Below are 14,005 nucleotides of genomic sequence, written 5' to 3'. Positions count from 1 at the left end.
AAACCTTTGATTTTACTGAACTATTTGCCTCTGTCATTATTATGACACGAGACCCACAACAAGGGTCATAAACCACACCACTATAAGGTTCAATCAACTCTGCTATCAATTTTACTATACTAGAAGGTGTATAAAACTCTCCTTCTTCTTTCGTTCCGGATGCCGCGTAAATCTGTAGAAAATATTCATAAACTCTTCCAATCAAATCTTCTTCATGAAAGATGTTTTCATCAATCCTATTGATATTATCAATGAGATTCTTTATTTTAGATTTATCTGCTCCAAGAGTACTAAATAAATTCAATGACAGAGTGCCTTTTAAGGATGGATTCATTTCTTCTATATCCGCCATCGCTTGATCAATAATGACTGCTATATCATTTGCTCCAGCATTTTTTACAATATATGACCACCTTGAAGTTTCTTTTAAATAAAAAACATTTTTTGCATTATAAAAAGATGGTTTTTCACAAAACATAGGAATATCCCCATATTCACTTTTAATTTCTTCTCTACGTTTTTCAAACTTATCTCCGACAAATTTTAGAAACACCAAAGAAATAACAGCATCCCTATTCTTCTCGGTCGTTCCTACTCCTCTAAGAGCTACTCTGCAATCCCATAAAACACTTTCTAAATTTACAGCCTCTTCTTTTTTTGATTTCTTCGCCAACTCAGTCACTCGCCTTTCATCATCTATCTTCGAATTCCATAATATCATCTAAGCTACAATCCAATGCCTTACAGATCTTCCCAAGGACTTCCACAGTAACATTCTCGTTTTTATTAAGCTTATTAATCGTGTATGTACTGACACCTGCAAGCTCTGCCAATTCCTTCTTCTTCATATTCCTGTCAAGCAGAACATGCCATAGTTTTTTATAATTAGCTTTCATAATGAACCTACCTTCCACGAATATATAAAAACCTTTTACATTATAACTTAAATTCAAATTAAAACATAGCGATAACTCTATTTAAATCAAAAATATTGAACTGAAATTTCTCAAAAAAGAATGCACATGACAAATTTTAATTCACCATGTGCATCACCTCTATCGTTCCATATCCTTTGGTCGAGAATTTGATTTTACTTCCGGAGATTTATCCGATTCTCTTTTTATCTGCTGAAGAATGCTTTTTTTAGGCTCCTCGTTTCGTCCAAGGTACTGATCGATGTTTGCTTTAAGCCCATCAAGTTCGTTACGCTTCTCCTGTAACTTATCGTGTTCTTCTGCAAGTTCTTTCTGTATTTCGTGTAAGCTCTTAGAATGTTGATTTAGTTCTTTAAAGATTGACTTTCCATCGCCTCGTTTTAGACCTTCCAGTATCTCTTTCTTTAGATGAGGAAACTGTTTAATAAAAATCTCAACTTCCGAATAAGCTTCCTTGTAAGCTTCTACATCCTTCTTATTCATCATCATGTAGATTTTATCATTCGGATTTTTTCTATACCCATCGTAATGTGCTTTTTTATTGATGCAGGTTTGCAGATGCTTGGTAATTTCCTTGATTAGCTTCAATTCAAATTCCTTATCTCTAAACTCTTTCCTAAGTTGATTCGCTCGGGATGATAATCTCTTAATCTCAGACTCCAACTCCGTCATTGAATGAAAACCCTTATCTCGAATCGCTATCATCGTACCTGCTGCGGTCGTCATATTATGTTTCGTAGCCCATCGCTCATATCCTTTGCTTGACTTCACTTTTTCGTTATTCTTAATATCTATGATATTGCCCAGTTCTTTTTCTTTATTTAGGATTCTGCCCTTAATTTTTTCTTCGGTATAATTCACTCCAATAGTTTTTGCTCTGGTAAATCTCTGTTGACCTTCTTTTCTAAAAGCAATGTGTTTACCGAATTTTATCTCGTATCCGGAGCTTTCCATCCTGTCTAAAAAGTCTTGCCAGTTGATTGACTGTTTTATAGTCCTATCCATATCAAACTGAAGCCTTGATTTATAGCTACTTCCTTTTTTATCTTCATTCCAGTCGTACCAATTCACATATTTTCTTCTCCTAATCTCGCTGATTTCCTTTTGTGTTTCTTGGTCGATGACAGATAAATTGTGTTCCTTGCAAAGCCTGTCGCTTTGGTTTCTGATGTTCATATAGAAACCGTAATAGGAATGATATACCTTGCCATCATCAACATCTATGGAATTAAAAATAATATGATTATGGATATGGTCTTTATCGATATGTGTCGCTAAAACATACTCATATTTTCCCTCTAAAATCTTTTCGCAAAGTTCTACTCCCACTTGATTGGCTTCTTCAAAACTCACTTCTTCCGGCACAAAGGATTGAATCAGATGATGAGCTAAAGTCTTGGTTCTTGAGTTAAACTGTTTTTTGGTAAGTTCAAATTCCTTGTGGGCATTTTCTCTGCTACAAAGGTGGGTAGTAACATAGATTTCATTATCGGTTTTATCGCCATTGCAGATATAGTCTATCGCCTTTTTCAGCGTAGTCTTGATCGGGTGTATCTTCGTAACCGCCATCAGCTAACCACCTCATTGATGATATAATCCGAAACTTTCTCTCGAAGCTCGGACAAAAATAGAAGTTCGCCTTGCAAAGCTTTCTTGATACTTTCAATATCATCTTTGTAGATAATTCCTGTGCTGTTTACCGCCTTTGCTATCTGATTTAGGTTCGCTGAATTACGACTGATAAGAGAAGAAAGCTCCCTCAGTTCTTTTCGAAACTCACCGAATAAATCAATGCTGATGATCCTATTCTTGAAAATACTGTCTCGATAAAACTCTCTCTTACTCTTAAAATTGGTCATTGCAAATCTTCGGTTAAGCTCATTCATGTCTTCTTCATTCACCATAAAGTGAATGGTGCAGTTGTTTTTACGATTAACGGTCTTTGCCATTTATCATCACTCCTTTCTTACTCGGGGTATTAGGGTCTCCCTAGGGTCTGCCCCAGCCAATTATCTCCAACGAAAATTTATTTGAGTTGCTGAGATAATTAGGCGAGGGTAAAATTGGTTAAGTTGAATTCCCAGCTTACAAGCCTACTTTTTGGACTGTGGTCAAAAAGTATATGCTTGCTATCTCTCTGAACATACTCTTTTTATAGAAATAAGCTCTATTCTCTTATGACTATCACAGAAGAATAAGGGTGTCACGTAGCCAAGAGGGATAACGCTCATTCTACCCAATTTTTGTTTTATAGAAGTTTGAAAAAGTCCGCTACCATTACCACACTACCTTTGAAGTCGGTAGCAAAGTAGCGGTAGCGGACTTTTTCAAAACTCTTAGAATGGTATCTCCGAGTCTTTTACTTTCACAAAGTCTGTAGCTATCATCCTTTTGTAGAATTTTTTGCTGACTCGAACCACTCCGTCAATCCTTACCTTTTTGCTTTTCACATTTGCTTCTAAGATCCATTCTCCTGCCATCTCATTTGCCATCAGCTCAGAAAACACTTTTTCATTCGTTTCCGGGTACTTACTTGTAAACTCTGCGGAACAAAGTAGATTTGGAGTATCGGATTTTGTCGTTTTCCATTCCATAATGTCTAAGAAATTTTGTACATGCCTATTCTCACTCTTATGGGTTTGAATAACATAATCCAAATCCGTCCTTAACTCTTTCGGTAAATAGAAATCGTGAAGTTTATTTTCGTAAAGATATACGGCTTCTGCAATAGCTCCTTCAAAATCATGTTGAACAATATTGTGATGTTCTTCTATCATGATAGTTTCCAATACAGGAAATTTCTCTGCATCATACATAATTGGTAATTCAATATTTTCACTGTTCACTTTCACAGGTAGATATCTTCTTTCTCCGGAAAAATCTCCTAAAAAAGTTGCATCATTAGTAGTTGCAATCAAAATGCAAGTTCGTTTTACATCTCTTGAAAACCTTTCATAAGGAAGTCTTACTGTGCTTGTTCTTGCAGAAATAAAGAGCTTCGCCTCATCGCCACTCTTTGCGTTTCTAAGTGCCACAAATTCCTCCAGTTCTACTACGACTTTCCCCACCAAATTGCTGACTGCATCCTTGCCTTTGATGTTATTAAGCGAGCAATACCATTCGGGAAATAATGCCAACTTTTCAATAAAGGATGTCTTTCCCACACCTTGAGAACCTGTCAAAACCATCAGTTCATCAAACTTGCATCCCAGATGAACTACCCGTTTTACCATACCAACCAAGATATGTTTCATTATCCAGGAATTCAGCTCCGTTTCTTCAGCTCCAAGATATTTTGAAAGTAATTTTGAAATGTGTTCCTTGCCATCATAAGTCAAGGATTTCATATACATTGCCGGCAAATTTATCGTTCTTTTATGTGCTACAAAAGTGATTGCATCTTCCATACGATTTTTGGAATATTTGATGCCAAAATCTCTCTCGATTTCAACTCCAAGAACATTAGTCATATGGTCATTCCATTTTCTTATCTCCAATTCAGAATGATTTTCTCCTTTTAGCTTCCCAAAAAATTGAATCGTCCTGCTGCATGAATCGAAGAATATATTCCCTGATATAATGGATTGTTCTTTGTAAAAAGAGGGATTAACTAACACAGTAATGAGATTGGTTGCTGTACTTTTGACTTGTCCTTTATCTGTGATTTCAAGCTCACGATTCAAATAATCGTTAAGCTCCACATCATCAAATTTAAGCCAATTATTCAAGAGAATACCCTCCTTTATTTCTGTGATAGTTGTAATCCCAATAGCGTTTATTTCCTCCCTGTATCGCTTTTGAAATACTGTCTTCCAAGTATTTCAGATATCCTTTTCCCGTTCTTCTTTTGCTTCGATCCCTATGCGATTAAGTGCAGATTTCAAAAATAATTCTTTCATCATTTCTGCATTTCCGTGAGTAAAACTGTTTAGAAAAAGAAGCAATGAAAAGTCATCTTTACTGGCATCTCCTCCGGTGTATGAACCTTCAAACAATGCTCTTGCCCTTGCGTTATACCTGCACATCGTTTTTATAACCGTATTACTGTCAGGAACACATTCAGCTGCTTCCTGATACTTTCTAATAATTTCTCTAACACTTTTTTTGGGGGAAAATAGCTTGCAGTATTTATCCAACTCCTTTTGTTTCAAAAGAACTTTTTCTGCAACAAAATCATTAAGTTTATAGATATTACCGGTCATCGCAATGCATCTGTTTTCTTGATACATCTCCACTTTTTCAAGTTGGTTATTAAAGTTCTTTTCTATTTCTCCCTTTGCAAAAATGTTTATTCCCATTCCCGATTGTGAAATTTCTACATAAGTGCCATTGAAGTCATTTATAAACATATCCTGTTTTTTATTATCAACATTATCCAAGTCAATACAGACAAACGGATCATCTTGTACTTTCATCTTGCCTTTAGTCATTTGGCTAAAGGCTTTTTTCTTGTATTGCCGCTTCTATTATTTCAGTAATCATTTTCAATTCATGCCTATAACCCGCATCCAATTCTCCGTACTGCTTCACTCGTTTAAGTTCCAGTTTTATCTTCTTTTCGGTCACAACAATTCACGAACTTTCTTCATTTCATATCTTTGATGTCTATTTGTCTATCTCAGTCTATAACAGATAGATTATTCTTCTTTTGAAGAAGTCATCTCAATCACTCTAATAACAGGTCATAAGATATAAAATAGGTACAAAAAAAGCACATAACTGAAAGATTTTTAGGTCTTAAAGTTATGTGCTTTCTATGCACAATGTTTGGATTTCATCCAATAAACTGAGATTTACCGGTAATTATGATTATCATAGTAAATGATTCCAATACCTGAATCACAATTCAAATCATACCTTTTCTATATAACAGTATCGCTCATCTATATAGAGATATTTTCTCAATACATATATTTTAAAAATCTTTAATTAAAATAATACACATTTCCTTCCCCATCTATATTATCAAACTCTTTTTTATATTTTAATCCTAAGGATTCCGCAGTTTTTCTGGATGGGATATTTTCATCTAAAGTTACTACAACTATTTTATATTTATTGTTCAATTTTTTTGTTACATCTTCAATAATTTTATTGGCTGCTTCTTTTACAAATCCTCTTCTCATTTTAGATGGAGAAATTCTGTAATATAGGTTTAAAAAAGTTTCATTATTTATTTTAGTATATCTTAAGCCACATATCCCAAAAACTTTATTATCCTCTTTATCTACTAAGGCATAATAACCAAACCCATGTTGATTATGGTGTTCTATTATAGAACTTAACGATTGCATGAATTCTTCTTTACTTGGTTTTTTCCAACCGGGGTTGAAAATATTAGTTTCCGGGTCAGCATGCACCAAATATAGCCCATCAAAATCTTCTATTGTTGGAACTCTTATCATTAAACGTTCTGTTTCCATTACTTCCCTCCATCATTCCAATTTACCGTTCTCTAATCCCCACAAAAGCTTCCACCAAAACGATGGAAGGCTCTCTATTCTCTCTTACCTTATTGACTTTCAGTCAATAACTATCACTTATGAAAACTGACTTCATTCAATGACTCTCTTTTGAACCTACTTTTTCAACTTTTAGTATCAAAATAGTATCACCCAAGAGTTTTTTCACACCGTTCAACCGCTAAATCCCAATGTTTTCAATGGTTTTGTAACAGTATCATATTTACTTCTGTTACTCCCATTCAATTGTTCCCGGTGGTTTGCTGGTAATATCATATACGATTCTGTTGATATGATCTACTTCATTGATGATTCTACCGGAGATTTTGTCCAATACTTCATACGGGATTCGTGCCCAATCAGCTGTCATAAAGTCTGTTGTGGTCACTCCACGAAGTGCTAGTACATAGTCATAGGTACGAAAGTCCCCCATTACTCCAACGGTTCTTGTTGTTGTCAACACTGCAAAATATTGGTTGATACTCTTGTCTAATCCCGCTTTTGCGATTTCATCTCTGAATACATAATCTGCATCTCTTAGGATGTCCAATTTTTCTTTTGTGATTTCTCCCATCACACGAATTGCAAGGCCCGGTCCAGGGAACGGTTGTCTCCATACCAAGTATTCTGCCAACCCTACTTCCAATCCTAACTGTCTTACTTCATCTTTGAACAGGTTGCGAAGAGGCTCTATCAATCCTTTGAAGTCTACTACTGCAGGAAGTCCACCTACATTGTGGTGACTCTTGATTACTGCAGCGTCTCCTTCTCCGCTTTCTATTACATCGGGATAAATTGTTCCTTGTGCCAAGAAGTCAACTGCTCCGATTTTTCTTCCTTCTTCTTCAAACACACGAATAAATTCTTCTCCGATGATTTTTCTTTTTTGTTCCGGATCGGAAACACCTGCTAATTTATCTAAAAATCTTTTTTCGGCATCAACACGAATAAAGTTCATTCCGGAGTTTGCAAATGCCTGCTCTACTTCGTCACCTTCATTTTTTCTCATCAAACCATGGTCTACAAAGATACAGGTCAACTGACTTCCGATTGCTTTGGAAATCAATGCTGCTACTACGGAAGAATCTACTCCTCCTGAAAGTGCAAGGACAACTTTTCCATCTCCTACTTTTGTTCGAATTTCTTCGATTGCTGTTTTCGCATAGTTTGCCATCGTCCATTGTCCTGTACAATGGCACACTTCATATAGGAAGTTGCGAAGCATAGCTGTTCCGTTTTCTGTATGAAGGACTTCAGGATGATATTGCATTGCATAGAATTTCTTTTCTATATTTTGCATTGCAGCTACAGGACAGTTATCTGTATATGCGATTTTTTCGAATCCTTGTGGAAGTTTTTCAACAAAATCCACATGACTCATCCAAGTGATTGCTTCTTTCGGCAATCCTTTGAACAACAGTGAATCTGTTTCGAACTTTGTTTGCGTTTTTCCAAATTCTTTGGTATCCGCTTTTGCGACGTTTCCACCCAAAGACTGTGCCATCAATTGCATTCCATAACATAATCCAAGTACCGGAATTCCAAGCTCAAAAACTTCCGGATCCATTTTCGGAGCATTTTCTTCGTATGCACTGTTCGGTCCTCCTGTAAAGATGATTCCTTTCGGTTGAATTTCTTTGATTTTTTCAAGCGCTTTGCTGTAAGGATATACTTCACAGTACACATTGTTTTCTCTGACACGTCTTGCAATCAACTGATTGTACTGTCCGCCAAAATCAACTACAACGATTGTTTCCTGATTCATTGACTAATCCTCCGTTCCTGAACTATAGTTTGGTGCCTCTTTTGTGATTGTAATATCATGCGGATGGCTTTCACGAAGTCCTGCCGCAGTAATACGAACAAACTGGGAGTTTTCATTCAACTCTCTGATGGTTTTGGTTCCACAGTAACCCATTCCTGCACGAAGTCCTCCTACCATTTGGAAAATTAAACTGGATGCTACTCCTTTGTAAGGAACCATTCCTTCTACCCCTTCCGGTACAAGTTTTTTGGCATCTTCTTGGAAGTATCTGTCTTTAGAACCTTTTTCCATAGATGCTAAGGAACCCATTCCACGGTAAGATTTGAAAGAACGACCACGATACAAGATGGTTTCACCCGGAGATTCTTTTGTTCCGGCTAATAGTGAACCTAACATAACGGCAGAACCACCGGCAGCAATTGCTTTTACCAAATCTCCGGAATATTTGATTCCACCATCTGCAATAATTGGTGTATTATGTTTTTTTGCTTCTTCATAACAATCCATAATTGCACTGATTTGAGGAACCCCAACCCCTGCAACAACACGAGTTGTACAGATGGATCCCGGTCCGATTCCTACTTTTACACAGTCTGCTCCTGCTTCAATCAATGCACGAGTTGCTTCGGCTGTTGCAACGTTTCCTGCAATCACTTGCAATTCAGGATATTTTTGTTTTACGGAGGAAATTGCAGTCAACACTCCTTTGGAGTGTCCGTGTGCGGTATCGATAACAATGACATCTACATGAGCTGCTACCAATGCGTCCACACGTTCCATCATATCTTCGGTTACTCCAACGGCAGCTCCACAGAGAAGTCTTCCATTGTCATCAGTTGCCGAATTTGGGAACTTGATTTTTTTCTCAATATCTTTGATGGTAATAAGACCTTTCAAAATATAATCTTTATCTACAATAGGCAATTTTTCGATTTTATGTTGACGAAGGATTTCCTGTGCCTCTTCCAATTTGACACCTTCCAATGCGGTTATCAAATTCTCCGAGGTCATTGCTTCTTCTATTTTTTTGCTGAAATCTTGTTCAAAACGAATATCTCTGTTTGTCAAGATTCCAATCAATTTTTTGTTTTCATCTACGATAGGCACTCCTGAAATACGATACCTTCCCATCAAATCATCTGCATCACGCAAAGTCTTATCTTTTGTCAAATAGAACGGATCAATGATGACTCCATGTTCAGAACGTTTAACCTTATCCACTTCCAACACTTGCTCTTCAACCGACATATTCTTATGAATAATTCCAATTCCGCCTTCTCTTGCGATTGCAATTGCCATAGAGTGCTCTGTAACAGTATCCATTCCAGCACTCATCAACGGAATATTCAACTTAATTTTTCGTGTCAAATAAGTGGATGTATCTACCTCTTTCGGTAATACATTCGACTCCTGTGGTACCAATAACACATCATCAAAGGTCAATGCTTCTTTCAAAATATTTGCCATAATGTCCTCCTTAAAGTTAAAAATCCCTCACGAGAAACATACTATTGTATTTCTCACCCAACCCTTTGTCAAAAAATATAATTCCTGTCTTTCTTAAGAATTCTTCTGAAATAAGCAAATTCCGAATATTTTACAGAAACAATATTTTTCTCCAAAACACAAAACTACCTTTTTTAATTTATCTTTTATTATACAATATTCTCCCTAAATATGACAACACTTCAACACAAATTGATTCGCCAATCCTAGAAACGCAAACATGTGTATTTGTCTTGTAGAATTTCATGCTGATTTGTTGTTTGAAACATAAAAATAAAAACCACCCATATCCTCAGTAAAAAATCCGAATATTATAGATGGTTTTTAACATAAATAACTCTATTTCAGAATGCCATTAAGATAGAACAAAACTTTTTTAACGAATTGTACTGTTGCAAATTCCTCTTTCTTTAGTTCGGTCACAGCTCCATCTGCTTCTTAACCAATCATTATCTTATCTCTATCAGATTCTTATCAGCATTTTTGAAACACGTCACTACACAGAAGGTTTCATGCTACGAATCACTTTTTGATACAAGACGGCAATCATTACCATTGTCAAAATTCCTTCCGGAATCATATAACTTGCATTGTATCCGATAGAATAGGAAAGCGGACTGACTCCTTCAGGTGCGTAGGAGCCCCACACTACCACTCCGGAAATCACGAGCACCACATATCGAAGTACTATTGCAACACAACAACCTAGTAGTTCCATCCATGTTCGACCTTTCCACATTCCGGCAACTCCAAGTACTCCGAAAGCCAAAACATAGTCCAACAAAATAGACATTGGATGGATGGAAAATCCTCCTTGTAGTAAATACTGAAGAATTCCATAAACAGTGGATACCACCAAACCTTTTTTGACACCATGTCGACAGGAATAAATCAAAATCGGTGCCATGCTCACTGCTGTAATGGAACCTCCCTGTGGCATCTCAAACACCTTAATAAAGCTCAGTAATGTTGCAAGAGCAATCATGATACCGCCTTCTACCAAAATTCTTACATCTGTTTGTTTCATGTGTTTTCCTCCTTTGTGATATTGTTGAAACAGATTGTTACAAATCGTCTACTTCCGAAATCCAAATCACAAGTTCAGAAAAATTGTTTTTTACCAAAATATTTCTTCATTTAACATATACTGATGAAATGATAATGGCAAAATGGTTTTTACCACCATTTTTGATGAATGAGATGAACAAAAAAGTCTACAAATAAATTCTTCATACTACTCTGTTTCTTCTCTAATATGCATACAAAAACACTTTAGTCAAAACCGATTTTTTCATAAAAAAAGTCGCACTGATGCGACGCGATTCAAACTTGTTACGCCGGCATTATCCAGATCAACTTAAGGGTCGAAACCATGGTTTCCTCTCAGCAAATAAGCTCCCCTGTTCTCGATTTGTACTGATATTATACTTCAATTTGATTTATTCTTCCATGTTTTTATTATCAAATAAACTCTATTGTCTTTGTTTTCTATGTTGAACTGTATTTTATTCGGCACTATATTTTATTTTGAATTATACTTCAATTGGAATGATATCATATTTTGAACTGATTTCTTGTACTGTTACAACATAGCTTTCCTATATTTTCAGGGGATAGACAAAGATGCTCTATCACTATAACTGAGTAAAAACTCTTCAATTGTAATCGTTCTGTCATAATATTTCCAAAGAAATCCCTATAAATATCATTTCTTTATTGAATTGTTCTCGATTTTAAGATAAAATAGGGGTAACGTTGGTGGATTAGGAATATCTTTTATATATAGAATAATATTATATATCTTTAATAATTTGTTCTATATTTTTTTAAGATATTCTTTATTTTTCTAAAAAAGAATCATTAGGAGGTGATTCCATTGGATTTTCAAAATGTTCTACAAAAAGCTTATGACTATGGTATGTTATATAAAGAAAGAGGTGTTACTGCAAGTTATATTCCCGAGCTTGCCAAAGAGGACAAGTCTCGTGCAGGAGCAACACTGATTTCTCCTGACGGTACTGTGTATGAAGTAGGAGATTCTCACTACAAGTTCAGTATCCAAAGTATCGTAAAGGTGATTATTTACCTTTGTGTTCTTGAAAGCTATGACTTCGATTACATTAAACGCTTTGTCGGTGTCAAACCGTCTGCAAAACCGTTCAACAGTATTATCGAATTGGAGTTAAGTAACAAAAACATTCCGGTGAATCCTTTTATTAACGCGGGTGCAATCGTTTCCACAGCACTTCTGCAAGAAAAATATGGGAACAATACCTTCGATTTTATCTTAAATCGTACAAGAGATTTGATTGACAATGACAAATTAGACTTTAGCAGAAGTATTTACCGTTCCGAAAGCTCTTGCGCCTATGCAAATCGCGCGTTGACTTATATGCTACTAAATGACAATATCATTCCACCTCATATTGATGTGGACGACTTGCTCAATACTTATTTCAAAGCTTGTTCCATCTTGGTAGATGCTGTCGATTTGGCAAACCTTGGATTTATTCTATCTAGAGATGGAAAAAATCTTGCAGGAGAAGAGGTTCTAAGTGCAAAGCATGCCAAAATACTGAGAACGATTATGGCGACTTGTGGGACTTACGATTACTCCGGCGACTTTGCCATTCGAGTTGGTATTCCTGCAAAAAGTGGAGTGGGCGGTGGTATCGTTACTGCTTCCAAGTCAGGTTATGGAATTGGAGTTTACTGTCCAGGACTTGATTCTCACGGAAACTCTTATGTAGGTATGAGAATGCTTCGAAGTATAGCACAAGATCTTAATTTAAATATTTATTAACCAAAATTTTATTGATAAAAAAAGGAGAGATTATTCATGGCTGAAAAAATTGATGCACTGATTACACCAATTAACGACATACTGTACTACCCTGTTCTTATCATACTATTACTTGGAATCGGGATTTATTTCACATTAAAAACAGGATTCTTACAAGGAAGATTGTTCAAAGAATCCATTCGCGTGGTATTGGAAAAACCGGAAGATGAAAATTCCGTATCATCTTTCCAAGCTTTGATGGTATCTACTGCTTCTCGTGTAGGTACAGGAAATATCGTCGGTGTTTCCAGTGCTCTTTGCCTTGGTGGATACGGTGCGGTATTTTGGATGTGGGTTGTTGCCATCATCGGTGGTTCATCTGCATTTATTGAATCTACTTTGGCGCAAATCTATAAGAGAAAAGACGAACAAGGCAACAGCTACGGGGGACCTTCTTACTACATTGAATCTGCACTAAAAAACAGAGCTCTTGGTGTTGTTTTCGCAATCAGTTTGATTTTGACTTATGCAATCGGATTTAATATGCTTGCAGCATTCAACTTGCAAACAACATTCCAAGCATACTCTTTCTATCACGAAAATACAACTCCATACATCATCGGTGCAGTGCTTGCTCTTATTACTTTGTACTGTATTCTTGGTGGAGGAAAAAGAATTATCACTTTCACATCTATGTTGGTACCTTTTATGGGAACTATTTATGTCATTGTTTCTCTTATCATGATTGTTATCAACATCGGTTATATGCCGACTGTATTTGCAAAAATTTTCTCCGATGCATTTAACTTCCGCGCTATCTTCGGTGGGGTTGCAGGTTCCAGTATGATGTACGGAATCAAGAGAGGTCTTTATTCTAACGAAGCAGGTATCGGTTCTGCACCGAATGCTGCTGCATCTGCAAATGTAAGCCACCCTGTAAAACAAGGTTTGGTACAAATGTTGTCTGTATTTATCGACACTGTTGTAATCTGTAGTGCTACTGCATTTATGTGTTTAAGTTCAGGAGTAGAGCCTACTAAAGAATTAGCCGGTGCACCTTATGTTCAAGCTGCATTATCTACATTTATGGGAAGTTTCGGTAACCATTTCATTACCATCTCTTTGATTCTGTTTGCATTCACAACTTTAATTGGAAACTTGTATTATGTAGATAATAACTTGGCATACATCAATGGAAAAGTTCCTAGCAAAACATTTATGACTGCATACCGTGTCTTTGCTGCTGCCGTTATCTTTTTGGGAGCTGCTCAAAGACAAGCTCTTGCTTGGGATGTTGCAGACTTATTGATGGGTGTTATGGCATTGATTAACTTACCTGCTATCCTAATCTTAGGAAACACAGCTATCAAATCCTTAAAAGATTATGAAGCACAAAGAAAAGAAGGTAAAAATCCTGTATTCCGTGCAACAAGTATCGGATTGGATGACAGTAAATTAGACTACTGGAAATAACAACGATGTCTTTTACCATCTCATAATTTTTCTTTATCGATAGACTGAAAGACGTGAAACTCACAATATAATAAAATCCACA

12 protein-coding genes are annotated in these 14,005 nt (G+C 36.2%); 2 read left to right on the top strand and 10 right to left on the bottom strand.

Translation table 11 applies throughout. The features are described from left to right. The 10 genes from ACO5GE_RS02715 to thiT all read right to left on the bottom strand — a co-directional run. Positions 1–721 (bottom strand): type I restriction-modification system subunit M N-terminal domain-containing protein (locus ACO5GE_RS02715; RefSeq protein WP_484829390.1); only part of this gene is annotated, 721 nt, incomplete at its 3' end. Next, positions 693–896, bottom strand: a complete 204-nt coding sequence (locus ACO5GE_RS02710; RefSeq protein WP_484829389.1) for a helix-turn-helix domain-containing protein — start codon at positions 894–896, stop codon at positions 693–695. The genes ACO5GE_RS02710 and ACO5GE_RS02715, both read right to left, overlap by 29 nt. A gap of 159 nt (positions 897–1,055) precedes the next feature. Next, a complete protein-coding gene (locus ACO5GE_RS02705; RefSeq protein ID WP_484829388.1) occupies positions 1,056–2,504 on the bottom strand; it encodes a relaxase/mobilization nuclease domain-containing protein in 1,449 nt (482 codons plus the stop codon). Beyond that, on the bottom strand, positions 2,504–2,884 hold the full coding sequence (locus ACO5GE_RS02700; protein ID WP_484829387.1) for a mobilization protein: 381 nt from the start codon (positions 2,882–2,884) through the stop codon (positions 2,504–2,506). The genes ACO5GE_RS02705 and ACO5GE_RS02700 overlap by 1 nt, the downstream gene beginning before the upstream one ends. Before the next feature lie 387 nt (positions 2,885–3,271). Further along, a complete protein-coding gene (locus ACO5GE_RS02695) occupies positions 3,272–4,663 on the bottom strand; it encodes a VapE domain-containing protein (protein ID WP_484829386.1) in 1,392 nt (463 codons plus the stop codon). A 93-nt stretch (positions 4,664–4,756) separates the two neighbouring features. After that, positions 4,757–5,350: a hypothetical protein gene (locus ACO5GE_RS02690; RefSeq protein ID WP_484829385.1), complete on the bottom strand. Its 594-nt coding sequence runs from the start codon at positions 5,348–5,350 to the stop codon at positions 4,757–4,759. 510 nt (positions 5,351–5,860) lie between these two features. Beyond that, positions 5,861–6,358 carry a GNAT family N-acetyltransferase gene (locus tag ACO5GE_RS02685; protein ID WP_484829384.1) on the bottom strand — a complete coding sequence of 166 codons (498 nt, stop codon included), beginning with the start codon at positions 6,356–6,358 and terminating at the stop codon, positions 5,861–5,863. Positions 6,359–6,629: 271 nt separating this feature from the next. Beyond that, complete coding sequence (guaA, locus tag ACO5GE_RS02680) at positions 6,630–8,162, bottom strand: glutamine-hydrolyzing GMP synthase (RefSeq protein ID WP_484829383.1); 1,533 nt, start codon at positions 8,160–8,162, stop codon at positions 6,630–6,632. Positions 8,163–8,165: 3 nt separating this feature from the next. Continuing rightward, positions 8,166–9,629 carry an IMP dehydrogenase gene (gene guaB / locus ACO5GE_RS02675; protein ID WP_484829382.1) on the bottom strand — a complete coding sequence of 488 codons (1,464 nt, stop codon included), beginning with the start codon at positions 9,627–9,629 and terminating at the stop codon, positions 8,166–8,168. Positions 9,630–10,164: 535 nt separating this feature from the next. Further along, positions 10,165–10,695: an energy-coupled thiamine transporter ThiT gene (thiT, locus tag ACO5GE_RS02670; protein ID WP_484829381.1), complete on the bottom strand. Its 531-nt coding sequence runs from the start codon at positions 10,693–10,695 to the stop codon at positions 10,165–10,167. A gap of 849 nt (positions 10,696–11,544) precedes the next feature. Here thiT and glsA point away from each other — a divergent pair. Both glsA and ACO5GE_RS02660 read left to right on the top strand, forming a co-directional pair. Continuing rightward, positions 11,545–12,471: a glutaminase A gene (glsA, locus tag ACO5GE_RS02665; RefSeq protein WP_484829380.1), complete on the top strand. Its 927-nt coding sequence runs from the start codon at positions 11,545–11,547 to the stop codon at positions 12,469–12,471. Between the two features lie 36 nt (positions 12,472–12,507). Beyond that, on the top strand, positions 12,508–13,923 hold the full coding sequence (locus ACO5GE_RS02660; protein ID WP_484829378.1) for an alanine/glycine:cation symporter family protein: 1,416 nt from the start codon (positions 12,508–12,510) through the stop codon (positions 13,921–13,923). Positions 13,924–14,005: the final 82 nt, after the last annotated feature.

It is taken from the genome of Filifactor sp. (assembly GCF_057248345.1).
Note: the sequence above shows the minus strand (reverse complement) of the source record. Positions and strands in the feature narration are given on the sequence as shown.

Excerpts from the sequence above, each read along its gene's own strand:
- ACO5GE_RS02710 (WP_484829389.1), bottom strand. The coding sequence starts at position 896 with ATGAAAGCTAATTATAAAAAACTATGGCATGTTCTGCTTGACAGGAAT.
- ACO5GE_RS02705 (WP_484829388.1), bottom strand. The coding sequence starts at position 2,504 with ATGGCGGTTACGAAGATACACCCGATCAAGACTACGCTGAAAAAGGCG.
- ACO5GE_RS02700 (WP_484829387.1), bottom strand. The coding sequence starts at position 2,884 with ATGGCAAAGACCGTTAATCGTAAAAACAACTGCACCATTCACTTTATG.
- ACO5GE_RS02690 (WP_484829385.1), bottom strand. The coding sequence starts at position 5,350 with ATGAAAGTACAAGATGATCCGTTTGTCTGTATTGACTTGGATAATGTT.
- ACO5GE_RS02685 (WP_484829384.1), bottom strand. The coding sequence starts at position 6,358 with ATGGAAACAGAACGTTTAATGATAAGAGTTCCAACAATAGAAGATTTT.
- guaA (WP_484829383.1), bottom strand. The coding sequence starts at position 8,162 with ATGAATCAGGAAACAATCGTTGTAGTTGATTTTGGCGGACAGTACAAT.
- guaB (WP_484829382.1), bottom strand. The coding sequence starts at position 9,629 with ATGGCAAATATTTTGAAAGAAGCATTGACCTTTGATGATGTGTTATTG.
- thiT (WP_484829381.1), bottom strand. The coding sequence starts at position 10,695 with ATGAAACAAACAGATGTAAGAATTTTGGTAGAAGGCGGTATCATGATT.
- ACO5GE_RS02660 (WP_484829378.1), top strand. The coding sequence starts at position 12,508 with ATGGCTGAAAAAATTGATGCACTGATTACACCAATTAACGACATACTG.